Source organism: Herbiconiux liukaitaii (assembly GCF_041927495.1).
In the GTDB taxonomy this organism is placed as follows: Bacteria; Actinomycetota; Actinomycetes; order Actinomycetales; family Microbacteriaceae; genus Herbiconiux; species Herbiconiux liukaitaii.
Map to the genome: position 1 here is coordinate 373,810 of NZ_JBHFHG010000006.1, position 12,459 is coordinate 386,268.

General features: G+C 69.3%; 13 protein-coding genes. 12 read left to right on the plus strand and 1 reads right to left on the minus strand.

Translation table 11 applies throughout. The features are described from left to right. Nucleotides 1-2: 2 nt before the first annotated feature. Both ACEXQC_RS14150 and hemW read left to right on the plus strand, forming a co-directional pair. Nucleotides 3-668, plus strand: a complete 666-nt coding sequence (locus ACEXQC_RS14150) for a DUF1990 domain-containing protein (RefSeq protein ID WP_374823509.1) — start codon at nucleotides 3-5, stop codon at nucleotides 666-668. Between the two features lie 6 nt (nucleotides 669-674). After that, on the plus strand, nucleotides 675-1,898 hold the full coding sequence (gene hemW, locus ACEXQC_RS14155; protein WP_374823512.1) for a radical SAM family heme chaperone HemW: 1,224 nt from the start codon (nucleotides 675-677) through the stop codon (nucleotides 1,896-1,898). Nucleotides 1,899-1,907: 9 nt separating this feature from the next. Here hemW and ACEXQC_RS14160 read toward each other — a convergent pair whose 3' ends face one another. Further along, nucleotides 1,908-2,459 (minus strand): DUF4870 domain-containing protein, encoded by a 552-nt coding sequence (locus ACEXQC_RS14160; protein ID WP_374823515.1) that lies wholly within the window; start codon nucleotides 2,457-2,459, stop codon nucleotides 1,908-1,910. A 208-nt stretch (nucleotides 2,460-2,667) separates the two neighbouring features. Between ACEXQC_RS14160 and hrcA the strand changes: the two genes are divergently transcribed. The 10 genes from hrcA to ACEXQC_RS14210 are packed head-to-tail and all read left to right on the plus strand — an operon-like array spanning nucleotide 2,668 to nucleotide 12,412. Next, nucleotides 2,668-3,702, plus strand: coding sequence for a heat-inducible transcriptional repressor HrcA (gene hrcA / locus ACEXQC_RS14165; protein WP_374823518.1), 1,035 nt, complete (start codon nucleotides 2,668-2,670; stop codon nucleotides 3,700-3,702). Nucleotides 3,703-3,749: 47 nt separating this feature from the next. Next, nucleotides 3,750-4,862 (plus strand): molecular chaperone DnaJ, encoded by a 1,113-nt coding sequence (dnaJ, locus tag ACEXQC_RS14170; protein WP_374823521.1) that lies wholly within the window; start codon nucleotides 3,750-3,752, stop codon nucleotides 4,860-4,862. A 7-nt stretch (nucleotides 4,863-4,869) separates the two neighbouring features. Then, nucleotides 4,870-5,625, plus strand: coding sequence for a 16S rRNA (uracil(1498)-N(3))-methyltransferase (locus ACEXQC_RS14175; protein WP_374823523.1), 756 nt, complete (start codon nucleotides 4,870-4,872; stop codon nucleotides 5,623-5,625). A gap of 29 nt (nucleotides 5,626-5,654) precedes the next feature. After that, nucleotides 5,655-6,017 (plus strand): histidine triad nucleotide-binding protein, encoded by a 363-nt coding sequence (locus ACEXQC_RS14180; protein ID WP_374823526.1) that lies wholly within the window; start codon nucleotides 5,655-5,657, stop codon nucleotides 6,015-6,017. Between the two features lie 52 nt (nucleotides 6,018-6,069). Beyond that, complete coding sequence (locus ACEXQC_RS14185) at nucleotides 6,070-7,002, plus strand: PhoH family protein (protein WP_374823667.1); 933 nt, start codon at nucleotides 6,070-6,072, stop codon at nucleotides 7,000-7,002. A 10-nt stretch (nucleotides 7,003-7,012) separates the two neighbouring features. After that, on the plus strand, nucleotides 7,013-7,480 hold the full coding sequence (ybeY, locus tag ACEXQC_RS14190) for an rRNA maturation RNase YbeY (RefSeq protein WP_374823530.1): 468 nt from the start codon (nucleotides 7,013-7,015) through the stop codon (nucleotides 7,478-7,480). Next, nucleotides 7,477-8,778 carry a hemolysin family protein gene (locus ACEXQC_RS14195; protein ID WP_374823533.1) on the plus strand — a complete coding sequence of 434 codons (1,302 nt, stop codon included), beginning with the start codon at nucleotides 7,477-7,479 and terminating at the stop codon, nucleotides 8,776-8,778. The genes ybeY and ACEXQC_RS14195 overlap by 4 nt, the downstream gene beginning before the upstream one ends. Next, nucleotides 8,775-9,677, plus strand: a complete 903-nt coding sequence (era, locus tag ACEXQC_RS14200; protein WP_374823536.1) for a GTPase Era — start codon at nucleotides 8,775-8,777, stop codon at nucleotides 9,675-9,677. The genes ACEXQC_RS14195 and era overlap by 4 nt, the downstream gene beginning before the upstream one ends. A 42-nt stretch (nucleotides 9,678-9,719) precedes the next feature. After that, nucleotides 9,720-10,697, plus strand: a complete 978-nt coding sequence (gene dapA / locus ACEXQC_RS14205; protein WP_374823539.1) for a 4-hydroxy-tetrahydrodipicolinate synthase — start codon at nucleotides 9,720-9,722, stop codon at nucleotides 10,695-10,697. A 38-nt stretch (nucleotides 10,698-10,735) separates the two neighbouring features. After that, the gene (locus tag ACEXQC_RS14210; RefSeq protein ID WP_374823542.1) at nucleotides 10,736-12,412 is read left to right on the plus strand and encodes a ribonuclease J; all 1,677 of its coding nucleotides are present in this window, start codon (nucleotides 10,736-10,738) and stop codon (nucleotides 12,410-12,412) included. Nucleotides 12,413-12,459 lie beyond the last annotated feature (47 nt).

The window sequence follows — 12,459 nt, forward strand, 5'->3', positions numbered from 1 at the left end:
CCGTGGCGAGCGCACTCCCTGCTCGGCAGACCGCGGTCGACGCCCCGCTGAGCTACGCGGCCATCGGGGCCACCCAGTCGGCCGACCTGCTCTACTACCCGCCGAAGGGCTTCCGCCCGATGGAGCGGCGGGCGCGCATCGGATCGGGTTCCGCGCGCTTCGAGACCGCGAGCGCCAAGCTCATGGCGTGGGGCGTTCAGCGAGGCTCCGGCATCGTGGTCGGCGACATCCAGCTGCCCCCGCCCACCGACACCGACTACGTGGGCATCGTCTACGACGCCGACGGCAACCCCGTGGCCCCGCGCGACACCCACCCCGAGCAGGCCTACGGCGAAGACGGCACCCCGCTCGTCTCGCCCGGCGCCACCGCCGTGCTCTCGATCAAGGCCTTCGGGTTCACGTTCACCGCCCCCGTGCGGGTGGTCTACCTCGTGGAGGAGCCCGGCCGCCGCGGTTTCGCCTACGGAACCCTGCCCGGGCATCCGGAGTCGGGGGAGGAGAGCTTCGTGGTGGAGCACCTCTCCGACGACTCGGTCTGGATCGTCATCCGCGCCTTCTCTCGCCCGAGCACCTGGTTCTACCGGCTCGGCTATCCAGCCCTCCGCTTCATGCAGGCCCGCGCGACGCGCCGCTACCTCCGCTCGCTCTCGCCCGCGCGAGGGCTCTAGGCGGCCGTGCCCTCCGCTCTTCCGCTGGGCGATCCCGCTCCCGTCGACGGGCTGCTCCCGCTGCGCGGAGCCCCCTCCTCGGCCGATCGCGACTTCGGCCTCTACGTGCACGTGCCGTTCTGCCGGGTGCGCTGCGGCTACTGCGACTTCAACACCTACACGGCCACCGAGCTGCGGGGCGCCAAGCAGTCCGACTACGCCGACGAGGCCATCGCCGAGATGCGCTTCGCCGAGGGCGTGCTCGCGGCCTCAGGGGTGGCCGAGCGCCCGCTCTCCACGGTCTTCTTCGGCGGCGGCACCCCCACGCTGCTGCCGGCGCACCAGCTCGCCCAGATGCTCGGAGCCGCTCGCGACACGTGGGGCTTCGAACCGGGTGCCGAGATCACCACCGAGGCCAATCCCGACTCCGTCGACGCCGCCTACCTCGCCACCCTCGCCGACGCCGGGTTCACGCGGGTGAGCTTCGGCATGCAGTCGGCGGTGCCGAGCGTGCTGGCCACCCTCGAGCGCACGCACGACCCCGCGCGCATCCCGGATGTCGTGCGCTGGGCCCGCGATGCCGGTCTGCAGGTGAGCCTCGACCTCATCTACGGCACCCCGGGGGAGACGATCGACGACTGGCGGCGCTCGCTCGACGCGGTGCTCGAGAACCGCCCCGACCACGTCTCCGCCTACGCCCTCATCGTGGAGGACGGCACCAAGCTCGCCCGCCAGATCCGCACAGGCGTCGTGCCCGAGCCCTCCGACGATCTGCAGGCCGACATGTACGAGCTCGCGGATGCCACGCTCGCTGACGCGGGCTACGACTGGTACGAGGTGAGCAACTGGGCGCACCGCGAGACCGGGCAGCCCTCACGCCACAACCTCGGCTACTGGGTGGGCCACGACTGGTGGGGGATCGGCCCCGGCTCGCACAGCTACGTGGGCGAGACCCGCTGGTGGAACGTCAAGCACCCCGCCGCGTATGCCCAGCGCATGGCGGAGGGCACCTCACCTGCCGCCGGCCGGGAGACGATCGACGGCGACACGGCCGAGCTCGAGCGCGTGCTGCTGCTCACGAGAGTGCGCGGTGCGCTGCGCGTCGACACGCTCGCACCGGAGGCCCGCCGCGAGATCGCCGGACTCATCGCGGAGGGCCTGATAGACGGAAAAGCGGCGCTCCACGGGGCGGTCGAGCTGACCCTCGAGGGCCGTCTGCTCGCCGACGCCGTGGTGCGCCGCCTGACGTGATGCTTCGCGCTACTTGATGAAGCGGAAGTTGAAGAAGTAGCGGTAGGTGCCGCCGCCGTTGACCTTGACGCCCGCGATGATCGCGAGGATGAGGCCCACGATCTGCACGGCCCAGGCCAGGAAGTAGAACAGGAAGCCGATGAAGATGAAGGCCAGGATGGTGCCGATGATGTAGAGCCCCACCACGAAGATCGCGACGGTGATCTGGAAGTTCAGCGACTCCTTGGCCTCCTGGTTGGTGAGGGGCCCGCGATCCTTGAAGATCAGCCAGATGATGAGCGGCGGGATCCAGCCGAGGATGCCGCCGAGCTGGCCGAGCATCGCCCACTGCTTGTCCTCCGCGGGGGAGAGGGGTGCCTGCACGGGAGCGCCCTGGTAGCCGCCCTGCGGGTAGGCCTGCTGCTGCTGCTGGTAGCCGGGGGGCGGGGCCTGGTAGCCGGGCGGCGGGGCCTGGTATCCGGGGGGCGGAGCCTGGTAGCCGGGAGGGGGCGTCTGGCCGGGGGGAGGCGTCGGCTGGCCAGCGGCCGGATCGTACGGCGGCGTTGCGTTGGGGTCAGTCATTGTCTCGTTGCCTTTCAGACGGGGAGCAGGTGCTCGTATCAGAGGCAGGATAGCGCTCGGGCTGGCGCTGGGCAATGATTGAGACCCCGGGTGTCCGCCCCCGCAAGCCCCCGAGTGGGGATATGATTGGCACTCCGGATGCGTGAGTGCCAACCGCATCCCGAATCGGGGCTCCTCACCGGGCCCCCGCGAAGGGAGGAGGTTCGAGATGGTGTCGGAACGCAGTCTCGAAGTCCTCCGCGTGATCGTGCAGGACTACGTCGCCTCCCGCGAGCCCGTCGGTTCGAAGCGCATCGCCGAGCAGCACTCCTTCGGGGTCTCGGCGGCCACGATCCGCAACGACATGGCGCTGCTCGAGGAGGAGGAGCTCATCGCGGCTCCGCACACCTCCTCCGGTCGTGTGCCCACCGACAAGGGCTACCGCCTCTTCGTCGACCACCTCTCCGACCTGCGGCCGCTCAGCCAGGCCCAGCGCCACGCCATCGAGACCTTCCTCGGCTCCTCCGTCGACGTCGACGACGTGCTCGCCCGCACGGTGCGCCTTCTCTCGCAGCTCACCCACCAGGTGGCGCTCGTGCAGTACCCCTCGCTCTCGCAGGCGAGGGTGCGCCACGTGGAGGTCGTCGCCCTCACCACGCGTCGGCTCATGACCGTGGTCATCACGGATGCCGGGCACGTCGACCAGCGCGTCGTCGACGTCCCCGCCGATCTCGACGACGGGCTCATCGCCACTCTCCGCGCCCGCCTCAACGAGGTGCTCGCCGGTCTCACGGTCATCGAGGGCGCCGCGGCGCTCGCCGGGTTCGGCGACCGCTTCCCGCCCACCGAGCGCCCGGTCACCGACAGGGTCGTGGCCATCCTGCTCGAGCAGCTCTCCGCCAACCGGCAGGAGAAGATGCTCATCGCGGGCGCCGCCAACCTCGTGCGCACCGAAGACGACTTCTCCGGCAGCATCCTCCCCGTGCTCGAGGCGGTCGAGGAGCAGGTGGTGCTGCTGCGGCTCTTCAGCGAGATGGAGGCCGACCAGCGCGGCGTCACGGTCTCGATCGGTCGCGAGAACGAGTCGTTCGGCCTCGGCGAGACCTCCATCCTCGCCTCGGGCTACAGCGGTGTGGGCACCTCCATCTCCCGCCTCGGCGTGCTCGGCCCCACCCGCATGGACTACTCGAGCAACATCTCGGCGGTGCGTGCCGTGGCGCGCTACCTCTCCCGCACTCTCGGCGATCCAGGCAGCCCCGGCTGATCTGCTCGACCGGACCCCGAATTCCCCGAACGAAGGAGTAGCCCCTGGTGGCTGACCACTACGACGTGCTCGGTGTGTCGCGCGAAGCGACGCCCGAGGAGATCAAGAAGGCCTACCGCAGGCTCGCGCGCGAGCTGCACCCCGATGTGAATCCGAGTCCGGATGCGCAGGAGAAGTTCAAGGAGGTCACCCACGCCTACGACGTGCTGAGCGACCCCGGTCAGCGGCGCGACTACGACCGCGGCCCCCAGCAGGGCTTCGGCGGTGGTGCGCAGGGCTTCGGCGGCTTCGGAGACATCTTCGAGACCTTCTTCGGCAACCAGGGCGGCGGTGGCTCCCGCGGCCCCAAGTCCCGCGCCGAGCGCGGGCAGGACGCGCTGCTGCGCGTGGAGGTCGACCTCGGCGAGGTCATCTTCGGCACCCACCGCGACCTCGAGGTCGACACGGCCGTGCTCTGCGAGACCTGCAACGGCAGCTGCTGCCAGCCGGGCACCTCTCCCGTCACGTGTGACATCTGCGGCGGATCGGGATCCATCCAGCGCACCGTGCGCTCGCTGCTCGGCAACGTGGTCACGAGCGCCCCCTGCGGCACCTGCCGCGGCTACGGCACCGTCATCCCCAACCCCTGCGCCACGTGCCAGGGCCAGGGCCGCGTGCGTGCGCGCCGCACCATCCCCATCGACATCCCCGCGGGCGTCGACACGGGCCTGCGCCTGCAGCTCCCCGGCCAGGGCGAGGTCGGCCCCGCCGGCGGCCCGCAGGGCGACGTCTACCTCGAGATGAAGGTGCGTCACCACGACGTGTTCTCGCGCAACGAGGACGACCTGCTGTGCACCCTCGAGGTGCAGATGTGGGATGCGGTGCTCGGCACCACCACCACGGTGAAGGCGCTCGACGGCGACATCGAGATCGAGATCAAACCGGGCACGCAGAGCGCCGAGGTGCTCACGGTCAAGGGCCGCGGCGTCTCGCACCTGCGCGGCAACGGGCGAGGCGACCTGCGGGTGGGCATCCAGGTGGTCACCCCCACCAAGCTCGACCACAAGCAGAAGGAGCTCATGAAGCAGCTCGCGGCGGCGCACAAGTACCCGGCGCCGAGCCTCGGCCACTTCCAGCAGGGCCTCTTCGCCAAGCTGCGCGACCGCTTCCTCAACGTCTGACCCGCTCGTGAGCTCGCTGTTCCTCCGCGACGACCTCGCCGTCGTGCCCGTCGAGACGGGCGACACCGTCGAGCTCACGGGCGACGAGGCGCGGCACGCCGTCACCGTCAATCGGATGCGCGTGGGCGAGCACACCACGATCGGCGACGGCCGAGGCCTGCTCGTGCACGGCATCGTGACGCACACGGAGGCGCGCCGGCTCGAGATCGTGGTGGAGTCGGTCGAGCGGCACGACGAGCCGAGCCCCCGGCTCGTGCTCGTGCAGGCCCTCGCGAAGGGGGACCGCGACGAGCTCGCCATCCAGGCCGCCACCGAGCTCGGCGTCGCCGGGGTGGTGCCGTGGCAGGCCGAGCGCTCGGTCTCGCGCTGGTCGGGGCCCAAGATCGCGAAGGGCGTCGAGCGCTGGAGCACCATCGTGCGCGAGGCCGCGAAGCAGTCGATCCGCCCGTGGGTGCCCGTGGTCGAGGAGCCCGTCGACACCAAGGCCCTCGTGGCTCTCGCCGCCCAGCACCGCGTGCTGGTGCTCGAGCCCACGGCCGAGACGAGGCTCAGCGCACTCGACCTCGGCGACGTCGACCCCAGGGGCGGCGTGCGCGCGACCCTGCTGGTCGTCGGCCCGGAGGGCGGGATCTCCCCGCGCGAGCTCGAGGCGCTCACCGCTGCCGGTGCCGAGCTCGTGCGCCTCGGCGACGAGGTGCTGCGCACCTCCACCGCGGGCCCCGCCGCTCTGGCGGTCGCCAATGTCGCCCTCGGGCGGTGGTGAAGGCGGCGGGCGAACGTAGGATTGAGGGCATGTCCAGCGAATCCGAGACGCCCTCGATCTTCACGCGCATCGTCGCCCGCGAGATCCCCGCCACCATCGTGGCGGAGACCGACCGCGTGATCGCCTTCGAAGACATCGCCCCCAAGGCTCCCGTGCACGTGCTGGTCGTCCCGAAGACCGAGCAGTACCGCGACGTGGCCGAGCTGGCCGCCGGCGATCCCGCACTCCTCGCCGAAGTCGTCGCCATGGCCCAGTCCCTCGCGGGGGAGCTGGCCGACGGCGATTTCCGCCTCATCTTCAACTCCGGCGAACGAGCCGGCCAGACCGTCTTCCACGTGCACGCGCACGTGCTGGCAGGCGGCCTGGAGGAATCCACACTTGGCACACTCTGAATCACGACCCGCTTCGTCCGACGAAGCCAGCTTCCACATCGACGGCGTCGAGATGGTGCGCCTGCTCGGTCCGCAGGACAGGCTGCTCACCACGGTCGAACGCCGCTATCCGCTGGTCACCGTGCTCGTGCGCGGCAACGAGATCACGCTCTCGGGCGACTCCGACCAGGTCGACGCCGCCCGTCGCCTCGTGGAGGAGCTGCTCCTGATGGTGCGGAACGGGCAGGACCTCACCCCCACCGAGGTCACCTCCTCGGCCAGCATCCTCGAGAGCGCGAGCAGGCGGAGCCCCTCCGAGATGCTCGGTCAGGCGATCGTCTCGGCGCGCGGCAAGACCGTGCGGCCGAAGACCGCCGGCCAGAAGGAGTACGTCGACGCGATCGACGAGAACACGATCGTGTTCGGCATCGGCCCCGCCGGAACGGGCAAGACCTACCTCGCCATGGCCAAGGCCGTCCAGGCCCTGCAGCGCAAGGAGGTCGAGCGGATCATCCTGACCCGCCCGGCGGTGGAGGCGGGGGAGCGCCTCGGCTACCTCCCCGGCTCGCTCACCGACAAGATCGACCCCTATCTGCGCCCGCTCTACGACGCGCTCAACGAGATGATGGATCCCGAGGTCGTTCCCAAGCTCCTCGCCGTGGGCACCATCGAGGTGGCACCCCTCGCGTACATGCGCGGCCGCACGCTCAACAACTCCTTCATCGTGCTCGACGAGGCCCAGAACACGACGCCCGAGCAGATGAAGATGTTCCTCACACGGCTGGGCTTCGGATCGAAGATGGTCGTCACGGGCGACATCACTCAGGTCGACCTGCCGACAGGGTCGAGCGGCCTCAAGGTGGTCTCGCGCATCCTCGACCAGATCGACGACATCCACTTCGCCGAGCTCACGAGCGCCGACGTGGTGCGGCACACCCTCGTGGGCCAGATCGTCGACGCGTACACCAAGTTCGACCAGCTGCAGATGGCCAGGAACAACCGATGAGGACAGCCCCGTGAGCATTGAAGTGAACAACGAGTCGTCCATCCCCGTGGACGAGACGGCTCTGCTGCGGCTGGCCGCATACGCGCTCGGCGAGATGCACGTGCATCCGGATGCCGAGCTCGCGATCGTGCTCGTCGACGAGGCCGCCATGGAGCAGCTGCACGTGCAGTGGATGGACGAGCCCGGGCCCACCGACGTGCTGAGCTTCCCCATGGACGAGCTGCGCCCCGGCACCGAGGAATCGCCCACCCCCGCGGGCCTCCTCGGTGACGTCGTGGTGTGCCCCCAGGTCGCCGAGACCCAGGCCGAGGCCGCGGGGCACTCGACCCTCGAGGAGATCCTGCTGCTCACGACGCACGGCATCCTGCACCTGCTGGGCTTCGACCACGCCGAACCGGAGGAGGAGCGCGAGATGTTCGGCATCCAGCGCGACATCCTGGTGGGCTTCGCGATGGACGAGCGCCGCCGCCGCAGATGACGATCGCCCTCTTCCTGGTCGCGGCCCTCGTGCTCGTGGCCCTCGGAGGCCTCTTCGCCGCCGTCGACTCGGCGATGCTCACGCTCTCGCGGAGCGACCTGCTCGACCTCGCCGAGCGGTTCCGCGCCAAGCGCTCCCTCAGGGCCATCGCGCTCGACCCCGGCGCGCACCTCAACGCCACGAACTTCGTACGCGTGGTCTCCGAGACCACGGCCGCCGTGCTCGTCACCATCTCGTTCGCGTTCACGATCGACGAGCTGTGGATCGCGCTCGTGCTCTCCGCCGTGGTCATGACGGCGGTGTCGTTCGTGCTCGTCGGATCGAGTCCGCGCAGCGTCGGCCGTGTGCATGCGCGTGCTGTGGTGCGCTGGGGCGCCGTGCCCGTGCACATCGCCCGCGTGGTGCTCGGCCCGTTCGCCGGGGCCCTCGTGGCCATCGGCAACCGCGTCACGCCGGGCCGGCCGCGTTCGGGAGCGTTCTCCTCCGAGGAGCAGCTGCTGAGCATGGTCGACGAGGCCACCGAGCTCGACGTGCTCGAGGAGGACGACAGGGAGCTCATCCACTCGATCCTCGAGTTCAACGACACGGTCGTACGCGAGGTCATGATCCCGCGCACCGACATGGTCACGATCGGCGACGACGAGACCGTGGGCCACGGCCTCGGCCTCTTCCTCAGCAAGGGCGTCTCGCGCATCCCCGTGGTCGTCGACGACGACGTCGATGCGATCTCCGGTGTGCTCTATCTGCGCGACGCCGCCCGGCTGAGCTACGAGCGCCCTCTGCAGCTCGACACCATGCCCGTGAGCGAACTGGCCCGCGAGCCGCTCTTCATCCCCGAGTCCAAGAAGGTCGACGACACCCTCCGGCAGATGCAGGCCGAGTCGAACCACCTCGCCATGGTGGTCGACGAGTACGGCGGCATCGCCGGGCTCGTGACGCTCGAGGATCTCATCGAGGAGCTCGTGGGCGACATCTCGGACGAGTACGACCGCGACGTGGTGGAGGTCGAGCCGCTCGGCGACGGCGGCTACCGCGTGAGCGCGCGACTTCCCGTCGACGAGCTCGGCGAGCTGTTCGACCTCGAGCTCGACGACGACGACGTCGACTCGGTGGGAGGCCTGCTCGCCAAATCGCTCGGCCGTCTCGCCGTGGCCGGTTCGGTCACGCGCGCCTCAGGCCTCGTGCTCACGGCCGATCGTGTGGACGGCCGGCGCAAGCGCATCACCACGGTGCTCGTGCACCGCGACCCCGACGCATCCGCCAGAATGGCCGAACCCCCTACCGAGGAGAACGCATGACCGACCAGCAGGACGACTTCAGGGCCGGGTTCGCGACCTTCGTGGGCCGGCCGAACGTGGGCAAGTCCACGCTCACCAACGCTCTCGTGGGCGAGAAGGTCGCCATCACGAGCTCGAAGCCGCAGACCACGAGGCAGACCATCCGCGGCATCGTGCACGATCCGGCCGGCCAGGTCATCGTGGTCGACACCCCCGGAATGCACCGCCCCCGCACCCTCCTCGGGGAGCGCCTCAACTCCCTCGTGCAGACCACGCTCGGCGATGTCGACGTGATCGGCTTCTGCGTGCCCGCCAACGAGAAGATCGGGCCCGGCGACCGCTACATCAACGAGCAGCTCGACCAGTTCCCGAAGGCCAAGAAGATCGCGGTGGTCACGAAGATCGACTCGGCCTCGAAGCAGCAGGTGGGGGAGCAGCTGCTCGCCGTCTCCGAGCTCCGCGACTGGGACACCGTCATCCCCGTGTCGGCGACGAGCCGCATCCAGCTCGATGTGCTCACGAGCGAGCTCATCCGCCTGCTGCCGCGCTCGGAGAAGCTCTACCCCGACGACCAGTACACCGATGAGGGGCTCGAGTCGCGCATCTCCGAGCTCATCCGCGAGGCCGCCCTCGAGGGTGTGCGCGACGAGCTGCCGCACTCCATCGCGGTCACGATCGACGACATGTCCGAGCGCGAGGACAAGGAGCTCGTGGAGATCTACGCCAACCTCTTCGTGGAGCGCGACAGCCAGAAGGGCATCATCATCGGGCCGAAGGGCGCCCGACTCGGCGAGGTCGGATTCCGGGCCAGAGCGCAGATCGAGCCGCTGCTCGGGCGCCAGGTCTACCTCAACATCAGGGTGAAGGTGGCGAAGGACTGGCAGCGCGATCCGAAGCTCCTGGGGCGGCTGGGCTTCTGAGCGCGTCGATTCCCGTTCACCGTGAGGCGATAGCCTAGAGCCGTGTCTACCGCAGCGAACCCTTTCGGCCAGGTCCTGGTCGCCATGGTCACCCCGTTCACCGCCGAGGGAGAGGTCGACTGGCCCGCCGCCGAGAAGCTCATCGACGAGCTCATCTCGAACGGCGCAGACGGCATCGTGGTCACCGGCACCACCGGTGAGACCTCCACGCTCACCGACCCGGAGAAGATCCGGCTCGTCGAGGTGGGCAAAGACGTGGCCGCCGGCCGCGCCAAGATCATCACGGGCGGTGGCTCCAACGAGACCGCGCACGCCATGCAGCTCGCCAGGCAGAGCGAGAAGGCCGGCGCCGACGGCAACCTCGTGGTGACCCCGTACTACAACAAGCCCACGCAGGCCGGAATCCTCACGCACTTCCGCATGATCGCGGATGCGACGGATCTGCCGGTCATCCTCTACGACATCCCCGGCCGCACCGGTGTGCCCATCAAGTACGAGACGCTGCTGCGCCTCGCCAAGCACCCCAACATCCTCGGGGTCAAAGACGCCAAGGGCGACTTCAGCGAGGTCAGCCGGGTGCTCAACCAGACCGACCTGCTGTACTTCTCCGGCGACGACGCCAACGTGCTGCCGCACATGGCCATCGGCGCCGTGGGCCTCATCGGCGTGACGGCCAACATCGCGCCGTCCTCCTACCGGGTCATCGTCGACGCCGTGAACGCGGGCGACCTCGCCACGGCCACCGCGGCGCACAAGTCGCTCGAGCCGCTCGTGCGCGCCGTCATGACGCACGTGCCGGGCACGGTCGCGGCGAAGTACATCCTGCACGGCCTCGGCCGCATCGGCAGCCCGCGCGTGCGGCTGCCCCTCGTGGGCCCCGAGGAGTGGGAGGCCGCCCAGATCGAGAACGAGATCGACCTCGTCAAGGACATCCCGGGTCTCGATTTCAAGAACTTCCGACCCGACCGCAATGCAGCGGCCGGCGGAGCACTGCCGAAAGTAGCGGGCACGACCCGTTGAGAGAGAGTAGCGGGCACGACCCGCTGAGAGGAGGGCCCATGCAGAGCCCCATTGCAGATCCGCCGCCGCTTCAGGCAGGCACCCTTCGAGTCGTCCCCGTGGGAGGACTCGGCGAGATCGGCCGCAACATGACCGTGTTCGAATACGGTGGCAAGCTGCTCATCGTCGACTGCGGAGTGCTGTTCCCCGAGGAGCACCAGCCCGGTGTCGACCTGATCCTGCCGGACTTCAGCATCGTGCGCGACCGGTTGAAGGACATCGTCGGCATCGTGCTCACGCACGGCCACGAGGACCACATCGGCGCCGTGCCGTACCTGCTGAAGCTGCGCAACGACATCCCGCTGATCGGTTCGGCGCTCACGCTCGCGCTCGTGGAGGCGAAGCTCAAGGAGCACCGCATCAAGCCGTACACGCTCGACGTGACGGAGGGCCAGATCGAAGACCTCGGGCCGTTCGAGTGCGAGTTCGTGGCCGTCAACCACTCCATCCCGGATGCGCTGGCCGTGGCCATCACGACGCCTGCGGGCACCGTCCTGCACACCGGTGACTTCAAGATGGACCAGCTGCCGCTCGACGACAGGCTCACCGACCTCCGCGCGTTCGCGCGCCTCGGCGAGGAGGGCGTCGACCTGTTCCTCGTCGACTCCACCAACGCCGACGTGCCCGGCTTCACGCCCACCGAGCGCGACATCGGACCGGTGCTCGAGTCCGTCATCGCCAAGGCTCCCCGCCGCGTCGTGGTGGCGAGCTTCTCGAGCCACGTGCACCGCGTGCAGCAGGTGCTCGACGCCGCCCACGCCAACGGGCGCCGCGTGGCCCTGCTCGGCCGCTCGATGGTGCGCAACATGACCATCGCCGCCGAGCTCGGCTACCTCAAGGTGCCCGAGGGAGTGCTCGTCGACTTCAAGAAGGCCGGCGACATCCCGGACAACAAGATCGTCTACATGTCCACCGGATCGCAGGGCGAGCCGATGGCCGTGCTGTCGCGCATGGTCAACCTCGAGCACCAGATCGAGGTGGGTCAGGGCGACACCGTCATCCTCGCCTCGAGCCTCATCCCCGGCAACGAGAACGCGGTCTACCGCATCATCAACGGCCTCACCAAGCTCGGCGCCAACGTCGTGCACAAGGGCAACGCCAAGGTGCACGTCTCCGGCCACGCGGCCGCGGGCGAGCTGCTCTACTGCTACAACATCCTCAAGCCCCGCAACGTGCTTCCCGTTCACGGCGAGTACCGTCACCTCGTGGCCAACCAGAAGCTGGCCATCCAGTCGGGTGTGCCCGAGGAGAACACGATCATCGCGGAGGACGGCACCGTCATCGACCTGCGCGACGGCGTGGCGAAGGTCGTGGGTCAGTACGACCTCGGCTTCGTGTACGTCGACGGCTCGAGTGTGGGCGAGATCACGGATGCCGACCTCAAGGATCGCAGGATCCTCGGCGAGGAGGGCTTCATCTCCATCATCGTCGTGGTCGAGTCACAGACCGGGCGCATCGTCGTCGGGCCCGAGATCCACGCCAAGGGCTTCGCGGAGGACGAGCGGGTCTTCGACGCCGTCATCCCGAAGATCAGCGCGGCCCTCGCCGAAGCCGCCACGAACGGTGTGCGCGACTCGCACGCCCTGCAGCAGGTCGTGCGCCGCACGGTCGGCCGCTGGGTGAACTCGAGCCTGCGCCGCCGCCCGATGATCGTGCCGCTCGTGATTGAAGCGTAGGGGTCAGATTTCCCAACACCCGCGGCCGCTCCGACGTGAAGTCGGCG

What these genes read in the sequence shown, in the direction of transcription:
- ACEXQC_RS14160 (WP_374823515.1), bottom strand. Translation starts at nt 2,459, where the DNA reads ATGACTGACCCCAACGCAACGCCGCCGTACGATCCGGCCGCTGGCCAG.
- era (WP_374823536.1), top strand. Translation starts at nt 8,775, where the DNA reads ATGACCGACCAGCAGGACGACTTCAGGGCCGGGTTCGCGACCTTCGTG.
- hrcA (WP_374823518.1), top strand. Translation starts at nt 2,668, where the DNA reads ATGGTGTCGGAACGCAGTCTCGAAGTCCTCCGCGTGATCGTGCAGGAC.
- ACEXQC_RS14180 (WP_374823526.1), top strand. Translation starts at nt 5,655, where the DNA reads ATGTCCAGCGAATCCGAGACGCCCTCGATCTTCACGCGCATCGTCGCC.
- ACEXQC_RS14210 (WP_374823542.1), top strand. Translation starts at nt 10,736, where the DNA reads ATGCAGAGCCCCATTGCAGATCCGCCGCCGCTTCAGGCAGGCACCCTT.
- ACEXQC_RS14185 (WP_374823667.1), top strand. Translation starts at nt 6,070, where the DNA reads ATGGTGCGCCTGCTCGGTCCGCAGGACAGGCTGCTCACCACGGTCGAA.
- ACEXQC_RS14195 (WP_374823533.1), top strand. Translation starts at nt 7,477, where the DNA reads ATGACGATCGCCCTCTTCCTGGTCGCGGCCCTCGTGCTCGTGGCCCTC.